The sequence below is a fragment of the Halomonas marinisediminis genome (genome assembly GCF_004347715.1).
Lineage (GTDB): Bacteria > Pseudomonadota > Gammaproteobacteria > Pseudomonadales > Halomonadaceae > Halomonas > Halomonas icarae.
Genome location: NZ_SLTR01000022.1, coordinates 24,495 through 40,266, shown reverse-complemented (window position 1 = coordinate 40,266; position 15,772 = coordinate 24,495). Strand labels below are relative to the sequence as shown.

Here is a 15,772-nt window from a genome sequence, read left to right as displayed (position 1 = left end):
AGTCCCCTTCTTGCCGCCCAGGGCATTGCGTCGGATCTTTGTCGGTCCGGCATCATCAACATCGGGCACAATCGCCACCGTTGCAAGCTTGCTCACCAACGGCAGGCGATATCACACCCGTCGCAACCATGTCCGGGGTGGTCAGTCCGCCGCTTCTATATCCGACAGCAGCGGATGCTGACACTCTCTAGCATATTGATTGACTTGATGACTTTTGGTTTCGGCAATATCGCGTGTAAAGATGCCACAGGTGGCCTTGCCCTGAGTATGGACCGTCAGCATCACCTGCACTGCGGTCTCACTATCCAGATGGAAGAACGACTGCAGTACCTCCACCACGAACTCCATGGGGGTGAAGTCATCGTTGTGCAACACCACCTTGTACATCGGCGGTGTCGCCAGTTGCGGATCGGCGGTCTGCACCGCCAGGTCGCCACCCTCGTCGGTACCCGGGGGCCGTGTCATGCCGCCGTGCACTCCTACTGCCAACATCTGCACAAACATAGGGGGCATCATTCGTCTCGACTGTGCCGGACCTGACAGAACGTCCTGACGATTGGACGTCGCCGCGCCGGCGGGGTTCATCGACCTCCTCGAACCGTCAGGCACAACGCAAGGCCCCCGTCCACCAGGCGGCGGACGGGGGCCTGCCTTGCAGGGTCGCCTTACATGTTATCGGCGACCGCCTGACCGAACTCGGAGCACTTGAGAAGCTTGGCATCATCCATCAGGCGATGGAAGTCATAGGTCACCTCCCCCTTGGCAATCGCCTTCTCCATACCCTTGAGCACCAGATCGGCGGCCTCGACCCAGCCCATATGCCGCAGCATCATCTCCGCGGAGAGGATCAACGATCCGGGGTTGACCTTGTCCAGGCCGGCATACTTCGGCGCGGTGCCGTGGGTCGCCTCGAACATGGCGGTGGTGTCGGAGAGATTGGCGCCCGGCGCAATGCCGATACCGCCCACCTCCGCCGCCAGGGCGTCGGAGAGGTAATCACCGTTGAGGTTAAGGGTCGCAATCACATCATACTCGGCAGGGCGCAGCAGGATCTGCTGCAGCATGGCATCGGCGATCACGTCCTTGATGACGATATCCCTGCCGGTCTTGGGGTTCTTCATGGTCATCCAGGGGCCGCCGTCGAGCAGCTCGGCACCGAACTCCTCCCTGGCCAGCTCATACCCCCAGTCCTTGAAGGAGCCCTCGGTGAACTTCATGATATTGCCCTTGTGCACCAGCGTCAGCGACTCGCGATCATTATCGATGGTGTACTGCAGGGCCTGACGCACCAGACGCTTGGTGCCTTCGACAGAGACCGGCTTGACCCCGATGCCGCACTCCTCCGGGAAACGGATATTGGTGACTCCCATCTCCTCACGCAGGAACCTGATCACCTTGTCGGCCTCGGGCGACCCGGCCTTCCACTCGATGCCGGCGTAGATGTCCTCGGAGTTCTCGCGGAAGATGACCATATCGACATCGCCCGGCTGCTTCACCGGGCTCGGCACCCCTTCGAACCAGCGAACCGGTCGCTGACAGACATAGAGGTCGAGCTTCTGGCGCAGTGCCACGTTCAACGAACGGATACCGCCCCCCACCGGAGTCGTCAGCGGCCCCTTGATGGAGACGATATACTCCTTGACGGCTTCCAGCGTCTCTTCCGGCAGCCAGGTATCGGCATCATAGACGCGGGTGGCCTTCTCGCCGGCATAGACCTCCATCCAGTGAATCTTGCGCTCACCGTTGTAGGCCTTCTGCACGGCGGCATCGATGGCGATCATCATTGCCGGAGTGACGTCGGCACCGATGCCATCACCCTCGATAAACGGGATGATCGGCTCGTTCGGTACATTCAGGCTGTTGTCGGCATTGGCGGTGATCTTCTGGCCACCGTCAGGCGTGACAATCTTCTGAAACTCCATGAGAACTCCCCGCTTGGTCGGTTCAGTGGAGAGCGAAGTATAGCATCGAGCCTACCGAGTGGCGTACAGGACCCGTGCGGTCAACACAGCCCCTTCCCGCCCCCTGACCGAGCAAGGCCTGGAGGCCTGCCGGGACACTTGTCGACAATCATGATAGAGTACCGGCCTCACTGGAGGGCGCCCTGTAATGCATGCCCCCATTTCCCGCCAACGCAGTGACCAGAGAGATCTACGCCCATGTCCCAAACGCCCAAGATTATCTACACGTTCACCGACGAGGCGCCTGCGCTGGCGACCCACTCGCTGCTGCCGATCATCGACGCCTACACGGACGCCGCCGGCATCGAAGTGGAAACCCGCGACATCTCCCTGGCCGCCCGCGTCCTCTCCCAGTTCCCCGACTATCTGGCGGAGGATCAGCGTGTAGAGGATCACCTGGCCGAGCTGGGTGCCCTGGCCAAGACCCCTGAAGCCAATATCATCAAGCTGCCCAACATCAGTGCTTCCATGCCGCAGCTTCGGGCCACCATCAAGGAGTTGCAGGGCCAGGGCTACCCCCTCCCGGACTACCCGGACGAGCCCAGCACAGAAGAAGAGAAAGAGATCCAGGCGCGCTATGCCAGGGTCATGGGCAGTGCCGTCAACCCGGTGCTGCGCGAGGGCAACTCGGACCGTCGCGCTCCCAAGGCGGTCAAGGAGTATGCCCGCAAGTACCCCCATCATATGGGTGAGTGGAGCCAGGCCTCGCGCAGCCACGTCTCACACATGCATGGAGGCGACTTCTACGATGGCGAGAAGTCGATGACACTGGACCGTGCGCGTGACGTGAAGATGGAGCTGATCACCGAGAGCGGCGAGACCATCGTGCTCAAGCCCCACGTCTCGCTGCTCGAGGGTGAAGTCATCGACAGCATGTTCATGAGCAAGAAGGCGCTGCTCGCGTTCTACGAGCGGGAGATCGAGGACGCACGCAAGACCGGCGTGATGTTCTCGCTGCACGTCAAGGCGACGATGATGAAGGTCTCGCACCCCATCGTGTTCGGCCACTGCGTGAGAATGTTCTACAAGGATGCCTTCGAGAAGCATGGCGAGCTGTTTGACGAGCTTGGCGTCGACGTCAACAACGGCATGGCCAACCTCTACGACAGGATCGAGACCCTGCCCGAGGCCCAGCGCGACGAGATCATCCGCGACCTTCACGCCTGTCACGACGAGCGCCCCGAGCTTGCGATGGTCGACTCGGCACGCGGCATCACCAACTTCCACTCGCCCAGTGACGTGATCGTTGATGCCTCGATGCCCGCCATGATCCGTGCCGGCGGCAAGATGTACGGCGCCGACGGCCGCCTCAAGGACGTCAAGGCGGTCATGCCGGAGTCCACCTTCGCCCGGATCTATCAGGAGATGATCAACTTCTGCAAGTGGCATGGCGCCTTTGACCCGGCCACCATGGGCACCGTGCCCAACGTCGGCCTGATGGCCCAGAAGGCGGAGGAGTATGGCTCCCACGACAAGACCTTCGAGGTCCCGGCGGCGGGTGTCGCCAACATCACCGATCTGGAGACCGGTGAAGTGCTGCTCTCCCAGAATGTCGAGGAGGGTGATATCTGGCGCATGTGCCAGGTCAAGGATGCGCCGATCCGCGACTGGGTCAAGCTCGCCGTGAACCGCTGCCGCGACTCGGGCATGCCGGCGGTCTTCTGGCTCGACCCCTATCGTCCCCACGAGAACGAGCTGATCAAGAAGGTCAAGACCTACCTCGCGGAGCACGACACCGAGGGCCTGGACATCCAGATCATGTCCCAGGTCCGCGCCATGCGCTACACCCTGGAGCGTGTGGTGCGTGGCCTCGACACCATCTCGGTGACCGGCAACATCCTGCGTGACTACCTGACCGACCTGTTCCCGATCCTCGAGCTCGGCACCAGTGCCAAGATGCTCTCCATCGTTCCTCTGATGGAGGGTGGCGGCCTGTTCGAGACCGGCGCCGGCGGCTCCGCACCGAAGCATGTGCAGCAGCTCCTCGAGGAGAACCACCTGCGCTGGGACAGCCTCGGCGAGTTCCTTGCCCTGTGTGCCTCCCTGGAGCACCTCGCCAAGCAGTTCGGCAACGAGCGCGCGACCCTGCTGGCCGATGCGCTGGACAAGGCTACCGGCGAGTTCCTCGAGAGCAACAAGTCACCTTCACGCAAGGTGGGCGAGCTGGACAACCGCGGCAGCCACTTCTACCTGGCGCTGTACTGGGCCGAGGCCCTGGCCGCCCAGGACCAGGACGCCGGCCTCAAGGAGCGCTTCGGGCGCCTGGCCGAGACCCTCAAGGCCAACGAGCAGACCATCCTCGAGGAGCTCAACGGCGTGCAGGGTCAGCCGGTCGATATCAAGGGCTACTATCATCCCGATGCCGAGCTGGCGCGCTCCGTCATGCGTCCCAGCAAGACGCTGAACGAGGCCCTGGCGATGGTCGCCAAGGGCTGAGCTACCGTCACACGGTGACTCGCCGCCCTACTCCTTCTATCGGTACGAACCGACAGGGATGGGGCGGATGACGCTTCGGCTCCCTTCCGCCCTCCGGCGGAGGGGAGCCGTCGCGTTATGACACCGGCCACTTCCGGCATCAGGCACTCGGCACTTGGCACTTAAAAGCAGAGGGGCTGCCATGAACTTGTACCTGCTCCATAAACCCTACCGCATGCTCTCCCAGTTCACCGACCGTGCTCCACCATCGGGAGAGCGACGCGCCACCCTCGCCGACGTGATCAACGTGCCCGGAATCTACCCCGCCGGCCGTCTCGACCACGATTCAGAGGGATTGCTGCTGCTCAGCGACGATGGGGAGCTAATCCACCGCATCAGCCATCCACGCCACAAGCAAGCCAAGGTCTACCGCGTGCAGGTAGAGGGTGACCCCGGAGACAAGGCCCTGCAGGCGCTACGCCAGGGCGTCGAGCTCGGCGACGGCATGACCCTGCCCGCCAAGGTTCGTCGCCTGGCAGAGAGCGGACTCGCCGAACGCGATCCACCGCTGGACCCCAGGCGCCACCCCGTCACGACCTGGCTGGAACTGACTATCCATGAGGGGCGCAACCGGCAGGTGCGCCGGATGACGGCCCATGTCGACCACCCGACCCTGCGCCTGGTTCGGGTAGCCATCGGCCCCTGGCGACTCGATGGCCTGGCGCCGGGAGAGTGGCGCCGCGAGACGCTGCATGCCCCAGCCGCAACGGCAAAACGACGCCGCCACGGGCGAACCCGCGACCCACGCGGTGGCCCTCCCGGGCGGCGACCCGGCGACAAGCGAGGAGGCAGACGATGAGCCGCTGGCACCCCCATGTGACCGTGGCCTGCGTGGTGGAACGCGCCGGCGCCTTCCTGATGGTGGAGGAAGATCGCGGCGGGCCTCAGACGCTGTTCAACCAGCCCGCCGGCCACCTGGAACCCGGTGAACGGATTCGCGATGCCGCCCTGCGCGAGGTGGAAGAAGAGACCGCCTGGCGGGTCGGCATCAGCGACTACCTGGGCATGTATATCCTCGAGACCCCGGATGGCCTAACCTTTCACAGCCATGCCTTCCTGGGCATGGCACTGGCATACATGGGACATGAACCCGACCCCGCCATCCTCGCCGTACACTGGCTGACCCTGGAGCAGATCGAGGCGCTGGGGCGCGAGGGGCGCCTCAGAAGCCCCCTGGTACTTCGCCGCATCCGTGACGCCCTGGCCGGGCGTTTCTACCCGATGGATGTGATCCACGAGCGCTGACCCACGCTACGCGCGGAGCGCCTCTCTTCGAGCTTCCCGCTCGATTCAGGTATAATCTCGCCCCATTTATGTCTCACCGATTTCGAGGGCGCCCATGACCGCCACCCCAGGCAAGGTGATCGTCGGCATGTCCGGCGGCGTCGACTCCTCCGTCTCGGCTCTGCTGCTGCTCGAGCAGGGCTACCAGGTCGAAGGCCTGTTCATGAAGAACTGGGACGAGGACGACGGCACCGAATACTGCACCGCCAAGGAGGACCTGGCGGACGCCGAGGCCGTGTGCCAGAAGCTCGGCATTCCCCTGCACACCGCCAACTTCGCCGCCGAGTACTGGGACAACGTCTTCGAGCACTTCCTGGCCGAGTACCAGGCCGGGCGGACACCGAATCCGGACATCCTCTGCAACCGCGAGATCAAGTTCAAGGTGTTCCTGGAGTACGCCGAGATGCTCGGCGCCGAGAAGATCGCCACCGGCCACTATGTGCGTGAAGGGCAGGTTCGCGGTCATCTCGACGGCGACGACCGCCCGCGGCTGCTCAAGGGGCTCGACCCCAACAAGGATCAGAGCTACTTCCTGCACGCCGTGCCCGAGGCCGCCATCGCCCGCACCCTGTTCCCGGTGGGTGAGCTGGAGAAGCCCGAGGTGCGCGACATCGCCGAGCGCCACGACCTGATCACGGCACGCAAGAAGGATTCGACCGGCATCTGCTTTATCGGCGAGCGCCGCTTTCGCGACTTCCTCCAGCAGTACCTGCCGGCGCAGCCTGGAGTAATCGAAACCCCGGAGGGTGAGGTGATCGGCGAGCACATGGGCCTGATGTACTACACCCTCGGTCAGCGCCAGGGGCTTGGCATCGGCGGACTGGCCAATCACCCCGACGCACCCTGGTACGTGGCGGCCAAGGACCTCGAGCGCAACGTGCTGATAGCCGTTCAGGGCAAGCATCATCGGCTGCTCTACACCGACACCCTGGCCACCGAGTCCATGGAGTGGGTAGCCGGCGTGGCACCGGCAACCAAGGGCCGGCTTACCGCCAAGACCCGCTATCGTCAGGCCGACGTGCCCTGCACCTTCCAGAGTCAGGAGGATGGCAGCGTGGTGGTGGCGTTCGATGATCCACAGCGCGCGGTGACGCCGGGGCAGTCGCTGGTCCTCTACGATGGCGAAATCTGCCTCGGTGGTGGCGTCATTCGTGATGCCTGGAACGCCGCGGAGGTGGCCTCATGAGCGCCTCCACCCCGATCCACCGCGTCCCGAACGACCCGACGACACGTCAGGCCCTGGCCCTGGCCGGGGTCTTCCAGGCGGCCAGCCAGGTCGACGAGCTGGCACGCACCGGCCAGGTCGACCCCCGCGCCTGGGACACCCTGATCCGCGCCACCCTGGACACCAACCCCGACAGCTTTGAAGCGATCTACGGTGGCCACCCCAACAACCTGCGCCGTGGCCTGGATTCGCTCGAAGGGGTGGTCGGCCGCAAGCAGGCCAACCCGGTGGTGCTGCGTTATGGGTTCACACTGCTGCTGCTGATGAACAAGCTGCGCCAGAACACGACGATGATGGATGCCCTCGGCGAGAAGCTGACCCGTATCCAGGGCCAGGCCGAGCACTTCGGCGACACCCACGAGAACGTTATCGCCAGCCTCGGCGAGGCCTACCAGGAGACACTCTCCACCTTCAAGACCCGTATCGTTGTCCAGGGCGACCCCTCGCTGCTGCAGAGTCGCATGATGCCGGAGCGGGTGCGCGCCTGCCTGCTCGCCGGCATCCGCTTCGCCCTGCTGTGGCACCAGCAGGGCGGCCGACGCTGGAAGCTGATCATTCAGCGCGGCGCCCTGAAGAAATCCCTGGACCGGCTCGCCTGAGCCGCCCACCTCCTACACGATGCTCAACGCCTTCACGAATCGGAATATGCCCATGCAAGCCCAGTCCCAGCTGCCCCTCTCCGCTCTCACCGCCCTCTCCCCCGTGGATGGCCGTTACGGCACCAAGGCCGAGCGCCTGCGCGAACACTTCAGCGAGTTCGGCCTGATCCGTGCCCGAGTCATCGTCGAGGTCCGCTGGCTGCAGCGCCTGGCCGAACAGCCCGGCATCACCGAGGTCCCGCCGCTCTCCGCTCAGGCCACCGCCTTCCTCGAGGAGCTGATCCGCGACTTCTCCGTGGCGGATGCCGAGCGCATCAAGACCATCGAGCGCACCACCAACCACGACGTGAAGGCAGTGGAGTACTTCCTGAAGGAGCGTATCGCCGAGGTGCCGGAACTGCACGCCGTCAGCGAGTTCGTGCACTTCGCCTGTACCAGCGAAGATATCAACAACCTCTCCCATGGGGTGATGCTGAGCGACGGCCTCAAGACCCTGCTGCCAACCATGCACGAGGTGGCCAACCAGATCGCCCGCCTGGCGCATGAGCATGCCGACCTGCCGATGCTATCGCGTACTCACGGTCAGACGGCGAGCCCCACCACCCTGGGCAAGGAGATGGCCAACGTCGCCTACCGCCTGCGCCGTCAGCTCAAGCAGATCGAGGGCGTCGAGATCCTCGGCAAGATCAACGGCGCGGTGGGCAACTACAACGCCCATCTGACCACCTACCCCGAGGTGGACTGGCAGGCCAACGCACGCACCTTCGTCGAGGGCCTGGGGCTGACCTTCAACCCCTTCACCACCCAGATCGAACCCCATGACTATATCGCCGAGCTGTTCGATGCGGTGTGTCGCTTCAACACCATTCTCGTCGACTTCGACCGCGACATCTGGGGCTATATCTCGCTGGGCTACTTCAAGCAGAAGACCGTCGAGGGCGAGATCGGCTCCTCGACCATGCCCCACAAGGTCAACCCCATCGACTTCGAGAACTCCGAAGGCAACCTCGGGCTCGCCAACGCGATTCTCGGCCACCTGGCCCAGAAGCTGCCCATCTCGCGCTGGCAGCGCGACCTCACCGACTCCACGGTACTCAGGAACCTTGGCGTCGGCCTGGCCTACGGCCTGATCGCCTACGAGGCATCGCTCAAGGGTATCGGCAAGCTCGAGGCCAACCCGACGCGCCTCGCCGAGGATCTCGATGCCAGCTGGGAGGTGCTCGCCGAGCCGATCCAGACGGTGATGCGCCGCTACGGCATCGAAAAGCCCTATGAGAAGCTCAAGGAGCTTACCCGCGGCAAGCGCATCGATCAGGCTGGGCTCAAAGCCTTCATCGATACACTTGAGCTGCCCGCCCCCGTGAAGGCCGAGCTCAAGGCGCTGACCCCGGGCACCTATATCGGCAATGCCGCCGAGCAGGCGAGAAGCCTATGAGCCCCGAGACACCGCTCACCATGCTCGGCGCTCTCACCAGCGCCGAATTCCTGCGCGACTACTGGCAGCAGAAGCCGGTGCTGATTCGCGGTGCCTTCCCCGACTTTCAGTGCCCGCTCTCGCCCGACGAGCTGGCCGGGCTCGCCTGCGAGGAGGGTATCGAGGCACGTCTGGTCGAGGAGCATGGCCGTGACGATCAGGGCCAGCCCCGCCCCTGGCGGGTCACTCATGGCCCCTTCAGTGATGCGACCTTCGCGGCGCTCCCCGACCGCGACTGGAGCCTGCTGGTGCAGGCGGTGGATCACTATGTGCCCGAGGTAGCGGAGCTGCTCGAACGCTTCACCTTCCTGCCCCGCTGGCGCCTCGACGACATCATGATCAGCTATGCCCCGCCGGGCGGCAGTGTCGGTCCCCACGTCGACCAGTATGATGTCTTCCTGCTTCAGGGCATGGGGCGTCGCCGCTGGCAGCTGGGCGGTCGGGTCGCCGACGATGCCTCCATTATCCCCGGCATCGATCTGCGCATCCTCGAGAACTTCACGGTGGAACCAGGCGATGACTGGGTGCTGGAGCCCGGCGACATGCTCTATCTGCCACCGGGCTGGGCCCACCATGGCGTCAGCCAGTCCGACGACTGCCTGACCCTCTCGGTGGGCTTCCGCGCCCCCTCGGCCGACGAGTCGCTGGCCTCCTTCGCCGACTTCCTGGGTGACAAGCTCCCCGACTCGCTGCGCTACTCCGACAGCGGCATGACGCCACCCAATGATCCCGGCGAGCTCGACGACGCCGCCATCGAGCGCATGCGCCATCTCCTCCTCGATACCCTGGACGATCCCGCGCGTATCGCCCAGTGGTTCGGTCGTGTCATGACCCAACCGAAGTATGTCGATCAGCTGGTGCCCAATGAGGAGCCCACCGACCCGGCCGAGCTTGTCGCCGCACTACAGCAGGGCGAGGAGCTACTGCGCAGCCCGGGGTCACGCCTGGCCTGGCGGGACCTAGGCGAGGGGCGTGCCACGCTGTTCGCCGACGGCGACGGCGCCGAGTGTGAACTTGCACTGGCCTGTCTGGTCGCCTCGGAGACGCCGCTGGATGCCGAGGTACTGGCTCACGAAGGCGCCGACATCCTGCTCGCCGCCCTCCTCGATGCCGGAAGCCTGGCCTGGGCGAGCGAGCTCGAGGAGTAGCAAGGGGCAAGGGGCAGGCACCGTTTCGCCAGGAGTCGTCATATTGCAACAGCAAACACTGAAAATTCGCGAAGGCAGCTGGGATGAGCTGGGGGCCGATGCCACCGAAATTCGCCGTGAGGTCTTTGTCGAGGAACAGGGCGTCTCGCGGCAGGAGGAGTGGGATGGTCGCGATGAGGAGTGCCGCCACTTCCTGGCCTTGTGGAACGACCTGCCCGTGGGGACCGCCCGGCTGCTGCCCGATGCCCATATCGGCCGGGTGGCGGTGCTTGCGAACGCCCGTGGCCTGGGGGTCGGCGCCGCGCTGATGCGCGCCGCCATCGAGGCGGCACGACGTCAAGGCCAGCCTGCCGTGGCGCTGGCCGCCCAGACCCACGCCCTGGATTTCTACGCCCGGCTGGGGTTCGAGGCCCACGGACCGGAATTTCTCGACGCCGGTATCCCCCACCGCAACATGCGTCTCTCCCTCCGCGACCGCTGAGTCGCCCTCTACTCCGTTCAAACGAAAAATCACTACAGGAAAGCCCCCGCTAGGGGGCGCCGTGTAGTCGGGTTACAACGCTTCCTTACCCAAAGGGGCGATTGTTGCAGCGCATCGTCATGGGCCATAGTGCTGAACAAGGCGAATCAACGAGCGCAAGTCCACGGGGCTCTTCATCCCCCCCCCTGCATTCGTTTCAATTTGCCAGCCTTGGACCAAGGCAGCAGCGATGACACTCCAATGACTTCGCAGGTGCAGCATCACCGAACACCGGCAAGCGACCGATCCCCAGCGATCACCCCTGAGAGAGGATGGCCCCATGTCATACCAGGAAGATATCAAGGCACTGTCCCAGCTTCGTGAAGCCATGCAGGGCAAATGGGCGGACATCAGCCCCGAGAATGCCGCTCGCATGCGTGCCCAGAACCGCTTCAAGACCGGTCTGGACATCGCCAGGTACACCGCGAAGATCATGCGCGACGACATGGCGAGCTATGATGCCGACAGCGCCAAGTACACCCAGTCACTTGGCTGCTGGCACGGTTTCATCGGTCAGCAGAAGATGATCTCCATCAAGAAGCATTTCGGCACCACCAAGGGCCGCTACCTCTACCTCTCCGGCTGGATGGTCGCCGCTCTGCGCTCCGAGTTCGGCCCGCTGCCCGACCAGTCCATGCACGAGAAGACCTCCGTATCCGGTCTGATCGAGGAGCTCTATACCTTCCTGCGCCAGGCCGATGCCTGGGAACTCAACCACCTGTTCCGGGCGCTTGAAGAAGCCAAGCAGGCCGGTGACAGCGCCAAGGTGAGCGAGCTGGAGAAGGCGATCGACAACCACGAGACTCATGTGGTGCCGATCATCGCCGATATCGATGCCGGTTTCGGCAACGCCGAGGCCACCTATCTGCTGGCCAAGCAGATGATCGAGGCGGGTGCCTGCTGCATCCAGATCGAGAACCAGGTCTCCGACGAGAAGCAGTGCGGCCACCAGGACGGCAAGGTCACCGTGCCCCATGAGGACTTCCTGGCCAAGATCAACGCCGTTCGCTATGCCTTCCTGGAGCTCGGCGTTGATGACGGCGTCATCGTGGCACGTACCGACTCCCTGGGCGCAGGCCTGACCCAGAAGATCGCCGTGACCAACGAGCCGGGTGATCTGGGCGACCAGTACAACAGCTTCCTCGATGGCGACGTCATCGAGAAGGCAGAGGACATCAATAACGGCGATGTCGTCATCAAGCAGAATGGCAGGCTGGTCAAGGTCAAGCGCCTGGCCTCCGGCCTCTATCAATTCAAGCCGGGTACCGGCGAAGACCGTGTCGTGCTGGACTGCATCACCAGCCTGCAGAACGGTGCCGACCTGATCTGGATCGAGACCGAGAAGCCCCATGTCGGCCAGATTGCCGGCATGGTGAACCGTATTCGCCAGGCGGTGCCCGATGCCAAGCTGGTCTACAACAACAGTCCCTCCTTCAACTGGACGCTGAATTTCCGCCAGCAGGTATTCGATGCCTGGCAGGAAGAGGGCAAGGACCTCTCCGCCTACGACCGTGCCAAGCTGATGAGCCCGGAGTACGACGACACCGAGCTCGCCAAGCTGGCCGACGAGTGGACCCGCAACTTCCAGCGCGATGCCTCTCGCGATGCCGGGATCTTCCACCACCTCATCACCCTGCCAACCTACCACACCGCTGCACTGTCCACCGACAGCCTGGCCAAGGGCTACTTTGGCGATGAGGGCATGCTGGCCTACGTGGAGGGCGTACAGCGCCGCGAGATCCGCGAGGGCATCGCCACCGTCAGGCATCAGGATATGGCAGGCTCCAACATCGGTGATGACCACAAGGAGTTCTTCCACGGCGACGCGGCCCTCAAGGCCGGTGGCAAGGACAACACCATGAACCAGTTCTAGCCCGGGTGGACGGTTAACAGCTGAGCGGCTGAACAGAAGGAGATTCAGGGGAGGCGATATGCCTCCCCTTTTTCATGCCCGGACGCCATGCCACAAGCCGCCGTTACCCGAGCCAAGAACTACGCGACTCATCCTCTGGCGGGCTAGAATTGGCAGCAAGCACCCGCTCGGCACTGGCCATGTATGGCAACGCGAGGTAGACTGCGGCCTAATAGAACACTGTTCCCTTACACCCCAGGGTGTCATCGAACGGTGAACTCCCGATCAATGCCCCAGGAGGTCTTGCATGATTCCCATGAAACGTCTTCTTCCCGTACTTGCCATCGGCGCACTGACCCTGACCGGTTGCGCCAACACCGCCTCCATGGGCGGCAACGTCTACAGCAGCAATCAGGTCGGTGCCGAGCAGACCGTGCGCTTCGGCACCATTCAGGCCCTGCGTCAGGTGCAGGTGCAGGCCGACAGCCGCGCAGGCGGCATCCTCGGCACCGGCGGCGGTGCCGTGATCGGTGGCTTGCTTGGCAACCAGGTCGGCGGCGGCTCCGGTCGCACCCTGGCTACCGCGGCTGGCGCCATCGCCGGCAGCGTGGCGGGCAGCAAGATCGAGGAGTCCACTAACCGGGTCACCGCCTGGGAGATGGAGATTCGTCGTGACGACGGCATGAACATCGTGGTGGTGCAGAAGGCCGACCAGGCCTTTCAGGTCGGCCAGCGCGTGCGCCTGATCGGCAGCGGACGCAATGTCAGCGTCGCTCCCTACTGATGGCTTGGGGTCGGTGGCGCTGACCCGAATCATCAGCTCCTGACAAGAAAGGCCCGCGGTGTCGATCCGCGGGCCTTTCTCATGGGGCAACCAGCTGGTGAAACAACCGGCTACACTGGCGAGTCGCCAGTGTAGCCGGCTGGAGCGAACGCTTAGTGGAAATCCACCTTGTTCATGGCCCAGCTGCCCAGCTTGACGCCAATCAGTGCCAGCAGGGCCAGCAGGATGACGGTCATCAGAACGTCCACGGGACGCACCAGGGCGGTCGCACCAAGCATGGCCAGGGCCAGGCTCCAGACCACGCTGTTGTCACCGCCGGTCTTCATTGGCTGGGGCAGCATGCCGTCGAGGGAGCGGCTCAGCGAGGGCCAGCGCTTGAGGGAAAGAAAGAGGATCGCAGCAAAGGCTATCAACCAGATCACGACTTCAGCCATGGAGGTCTCCGGGCATCGATTGAGTTACATGGGGGTATTCGGGTGGCCGCTAGGTTAGCCTCGCCACCGTGGCGACGCAAGCACCCAATGGGCGTCCCGACACGAGTGAACACGGCTCAGGATGAAGCCGCCAATCCTGAAAATGCCCCATTTCCCCCTGACAGCATCGAGCCTGTCGCGTTACCATGCCGCTGACATGCACTCACCGAAAGGTTCTTCAATAATGCAAATTGCGCAGAATTCCGTTGTCGCGTTCCACTACACCCTGACCAACGACGCAGGTGAAGTGCTGGACAGCTCGGAAGGCCGCGAGCCGCTGACCTACCTCCACGGCGCCGGCAACATCATTCCGGGCCTCGAAAAGGAGCTTGAGGGCCGCGCCGCCGGCGACAAGCTCAATGCCACCGTGACTCCCGCAGAGGGCTACGGCGAGAAGCAGGAGCAGCTGGTGCAGGAAGTGCCGCGTGACGCCTTCCAGGGTGTCGAGAGCATCGAGCCCGGCATGCAGTTCCAGGCCCAGACCGAGGGCGGCCCACTGATGGTCACCGTGACCCAGGTCAGCGGCGACACCGTCACCGTCGACGGCAACCACCCTCTGGCCGGCCAGACCCTGAACTTCGACGTCGAGGTCGCCTCGGTGCGCGAAGCCAGCGAAGAGGAAGTCGAGCACGGCCACGTACACGGCGAGGGCGGCCACGAGCACTAAGCTCATCGGTAACCGTTACCGCATCACAAGGGGGCAGCCGATCGGCTGCCCCTTTTTCATGACGAATTTACATGCTCATGGCGAATTTACCTGGCGAACGGCATGTCAGAGGCCGACCTTGCCATCCGGTCGTCGTCGCCAGAGGAAGCCGGTGATGGTCAGCGTCACGCCCAGCACCAGCCAGGAGGCCAGCACCACCCCCCTCCAGTCGTACAGGTTCCAGAACGGTTCCAGCCAGAAGACCCCGAGACTGGCCCCGGTATAGTAGAACACCAGATAGAGCGCCGAGGCGCTGCCGCGAGCCTGCCCGGCATGGCGCCCTACCCAGCTGGAGGCCATGGAGTGGGCGACGAAGAATCCAAAGGCATTGAGGGTCAACCCCAACAGGACCAGCACCAGGCTGTCGGCCAGGGTGACCAGGGTACCCGCCATGAAGATGACGATGCCCATCATCATGCAGGCCGGCTGAGAGAGATGGCGCACCAGTCGCCCGGAGAGCGATGAGCCCAGGGTGCCGCCCAGATAGGTCAGAAATATCAGACCCAGCAGGGTCGACCCCAGATTGAAGGGGGCCGCGGCCATCCGGAAGGTGATGTAGCTGTACTGGTTGATGAAGATCAGGAAGTTGAGTCCACCCAGCAGATAGGCCGAAAGCAGGAGCGGATTGCCTAGATGGGCACGAAGATCCGCGAGGGCAGCACGCATTTCGAAGCGCCGCGGCGTGAATCCCCGCGCCGGGGGCAGCAGCTTCCAGAATACCGCCACCCCCACCAGCGTGATCAGCCCCACTGTCAGGAAAGCGGCGGCGCTGCCTCCCAGCTCGCCCATGCCACCTCCGACCACGCGACCGCTGATGCCGCCCAGCGTATTGGCGCCGATATAGAGCCCCACCGCGGCCAGCATCGCCTCCGGCTCGAACTCATCCCCCATCCAGGCAATGGCGACCGCTGGCAGCCCGCCCAGCACGAAGCCCTGCAACAGACGCAGCACCAGCAGGATCTCGAAGCTGGGTGCCAGGGCCAGGGCCAGGGAGAGCACTCCCGCCGCCAGCAGAGTAAATCGCATGATACCGGCACGTCCGATGGCATCCGATAGCGGGCCGAAGACCAGCAGCGCGGCCGCCAGCGACAGCGTCGCCACCGACATCACAAGCCCTACCACCATGGTCGAGACACCATGGGCCTCGCGCAGGTCGGGCAGCAGTGGCTGAGGGGCATAGAGATTGATGAAGACCAGCAGCGAGCCCAGGCTCAATGCCAGGGTCGCACGCCACCAGGCGGCACTGCGTATTTGAATCATGAGGCTTCCTG

Annotated in this window: 15 protein-coding genes; 11 read left to right on the top strand and 4 right to left on the bottom strand. The window is 64.0% G+C overall.

Annotated features, from left to right (window positions below; genetic code table 11):
• Positions 1-141: 141 nt before the first annotated feature.
• Complete coding sequence (clpS, locus tag E0702_RS14140; protein WP_132044937.1) at positions 142-465, bottom strand: ATP-dependent Clp protease adapter ClpS; 324 nt, start codon at positions 463-465, stop codon at positions 142-144.
• A gap of 200 nt (positions 466-665) precedes the next feature.
• A complete protein-coding gene (gene icd, locus E0702_RS14135) occupies positions 666-1,922 on the bottom strand; it encodes an NADP-dependent isocitrate dehydrogenase (protein WP_132044935.1) in 1,257 nt (418 codons plus the stop codon).
• A gap of 237 nt (positions 1,923-2,159) precedes the next feature.
• On the opposite strand from icd, the gene E0702_RS14130 reads away from it, so the two are divergent.
• The 10 genes from E0702_RS14130 to E0702_RS14085 all read left to right on the top strand — a co-directional run bounded on the left by E0702_RS14130 (position 2,160) and on the right by E0702_RS14085 (position 13,322).
• Entirely contained in the window at positions 2,160-4,397 is a 2,238-nt protein-coding gene (locus E0702_RS14130) for an NADP-dependent isocitrate dehydrogenase (RefSeq protein WP_132044933.1), read from the top strand.
• Between the two features lie 181 nt (positions 4,398-4,578).
• Positions 4,579-5,235: a pseudouridine synthase gene (locus E0702_RS14125; RefSeq protein WP_132044931.1), complete on the top strand. Its 657-nt coding sequence runs from the start codon at positions 4,579-4,581 to the stop codon at positions 5,233-5,235.
• Positions 5,232-5,681 (top strand): NUDIX domain-containing protein, encoded by a 450-nt coding sequence (locus E0702_RS14120; RefSeq protein ID WP_132044929.1) that lies wholly within the window; start codon positions 5,232-5,234, stop codon positions 5,679-5,681. Before E0702_RS14125 ends, E0702_RS14120 begins: the two co-directional genes overlap by 4 nt.
• 94 nt (positions 5,682-5,775) lie before the next feature.
• On the top strand, positions 5,776-6,906 hold the full coding sequence (mnmA, locus tag E0702_RS14115; protein WP_132044927.1) for a tRNA 2-thiouridine(34) synthase MnmA: 1,131 nt from the start codon (positions 5,776-5,778) through the stop codon (positions 6,904-6,906).
• Positions 6,903-7,544: a high frequency lysogenization protein HflD gene (hflD, locus tag E0702_RS14110; protein ID WP_132044925.1), complete on the top strand. Its 642-nt coding sequence runs from the start codon at positions 6,903-6,905 to the stop codon at positions 7,542-7,544. The genes mnmA and hflD overlap by 4 nt, the downstream gene beginning before the upstream one ends.
• Positions 7,545-7,614: 70 nt before the next feature.
• Positions 7,615-8,979, top strand: a complete 1,365-nt coding sequence (gene purB / locus E0702_RS14105; RefSeq protein ID WP_132044965.1) for an adenylosuccinate lyase — start codon at positions 7,615-7,617, stop codon at positions 8,977-8,979.
• The gene (locus E0702_RS14100) at positions 8,976-10,166 is read left to right on the top strand and encodes a cupin domain-containing protein (RefSeq protein WP_132044923.1); all 1,191 of its coding nucleotides are present in this window, start codon (positions 8,976-8,978) and stop codon (positions 10,164-10,166) included. The genes purB and E0702_RS14100 overlap by 4 nt, the downstream gene beginning before the upstream one ends.
• A gap of 43 nt (positions 10,167-10,209) precedes the next feature.
• Positions 10,210-10,647, top strand: a complete 438-nt coding sequence (locus tag E0702_RS14095) for a GNAT family N-acetyltransferase (protein WP_240721766.1) — start codon at positions 10,210-10,212, stop codon at positions 10,645-10,647.
• Between the two features lie 319 nt (positions 10,648-10,966).
• Positions 10,967-12,559 carry an isocitrate lyase gene (locus E0702_RS14090; RefSeq protein ID WP_132044919.1) on the top strand — a complete coding sequence of 531 codons (1,593 nt, stop codon included), beginning with the start codon at positions 10,967-10,969 and terminating at the stop codon, positions 12,557-12,559.
• 295 nt (positions 12,560-12,854) lie between these two features.
• On the top strand, positions 12,855-13,322 hold the full coding sequence (locus tag E0702_RS14085; RefSeq protein ID WP_132044963.1) for a glycine zipper 2TM domain-containing protein: 468 nt from the start codon (positions 12,855-12,857) through the stop codon (positions 13,320-13,322).
• Positions 13,323-13,474: 152 nt separating this feature from the next.
• On the opposite strand, the gene E0702_RS14080 is transcribed toward E0702_RS14085, so the two are convergent.
• Positions 13,475-13,756 (bottom strand): hypothetical protein, encoded by a 282-nt coding sequence (locus tag E0702_RS14080; protein WP_132044917.1) that lies wholly within the window; start codon positions 13,754-13,756, stop codon positions 13,475-13,477.
• A gap of 223 nt (positions 13,757-13,979) precedes the next feature.
• Between E0702_RS14080 and E0702_RS14075 the strand changes: the two genes are divergently transcribed.
• Positions 13,980-14,462 carry an FKBP-type peptidyl-prolyl cis-trans isomerase gene (locus E0702_RS14075; RefSeq protein WP_132044915.1) on the top strand — a complete coding sequence of 161 codons (483 nt, stop codon included), beginning with the start codon at positions 13,980-13,982 and terminating at the stop codon, positions 14,460-14,462.
• A 105-nt stretch (positions 14,463-14,567) separates the two neighbouring features.
• On the opposite strand, the gene E0702_RS14070 is transcribed toward E0702_RS14075, so the two are convergent.
• On the bottom strand, positions 14,568-15,761 hold the full coding sequence (locus E0702_RS14070; RefSeq protein WP_132044913.1) for an MFS transporter: 1,194 nt from the start codon (positions 15,759-15,761) through the stop codon (positions 14,568-14,570).
• Positions 15,762-15,772 lie beyond the last annotated feature (11 nt).

What these genes read in the sequence shown, in the direction of transcription:
- E0702_RS14080 (WP_132044917.1), bottom strand. Translation starts at nt 13,756, where the DNA reads ATGGCTGAAGTCGTGATCTGGTTGATAGCCTTTGCTGCGATCCTCTTT.
- E0702_RS14120 (WP_132044929.1), top strand. Translation starts at nt 5,232, where the DNA reads ATGAGCCGCTGGCACCCCCATGTGACCGTGGCCTGCGTGGTGGAACGC.
- clpS (WP_132044937.1), bottom strand. Translation starts at nt 465, where the DNA reads ATGACACGGCCCCCGGGTACCGACGAGGGTGGCGACCTGGCGGTGCAG.
- icd (WP_132044935.1), bottom strand. Translation starts at nt 1,922, where the DNA reads ATGGAGTTTCAGAAGATTGTCACGCCTGACGGTGGCCAGAAGATCACC.
- E0702_RS14100 (WP_132044923.1), top strand. Translation starts at nt 8,976, where the DNA reads ATGAGCCCCGAGACACCGCTCACCATGCTCGGCGCTCTCACCAGCGCC.
- E0702_RS14085 (WP_132044963.1), top strand. Translation starts at nt 12,855, where the DNA reads ATGAAACGTCTTCTTCCCGTACTTGCCATCGGCGCACTGACCCTGACC.
- E0702_RS14090 (WP_132044919.1), top strand. Translation starts at nt 10,967, where the DNA reads ATGTCATACCAGGAAGATATCAAGGCACTGTCCCAGCTTCGTGAAGCC.
- E0702_RS14070 (WP_132044913.1), bottom strand. Translation starts at nt 15,761, where the DNA reads ATGATTCAAATACGCAGTGCCGCCTGGTGGCGTGCGACCCTGGCATTG.
- mnmA (WP_132044927.1), top strand. Translation starts at nt 5,776, where the DNA reads ATGACCGCCACCCCAGGCAAGGTGATCGTCGGCATGTCCGGCGGCGTC.
- hflD (WP_132044925.1), top strand. Translation starts at nt 6,903, where the DNA reads ATGAGCGCCTCCACCCCGATCCACCGCGTCCCGAACGACCCGACGACA.
- E0702_RS14075 (WP_132044915.1), top strand. Translation starts at nt 13,980, where the DNA reads ATGCAAATTGCGCAGAATTCCGTTGTCGCGTTCCACTACACCCTGACC.
- E0702_RS14125 (WP_132044931.1), top strand. Translation starts at nt 4,579, where the DNA reads ATGAACTTGTACCTGCTCCATAAACCCTACCGCATGCTCTCCCAGTTC.
- E0702_RS14130 (WP_132044933.1), top strand. Translation starts at nt 2,160, where the DNA reads ATGTCCCAAACGCCCAAGATTATCTACACGTTCACCGACGAGGCGCCT.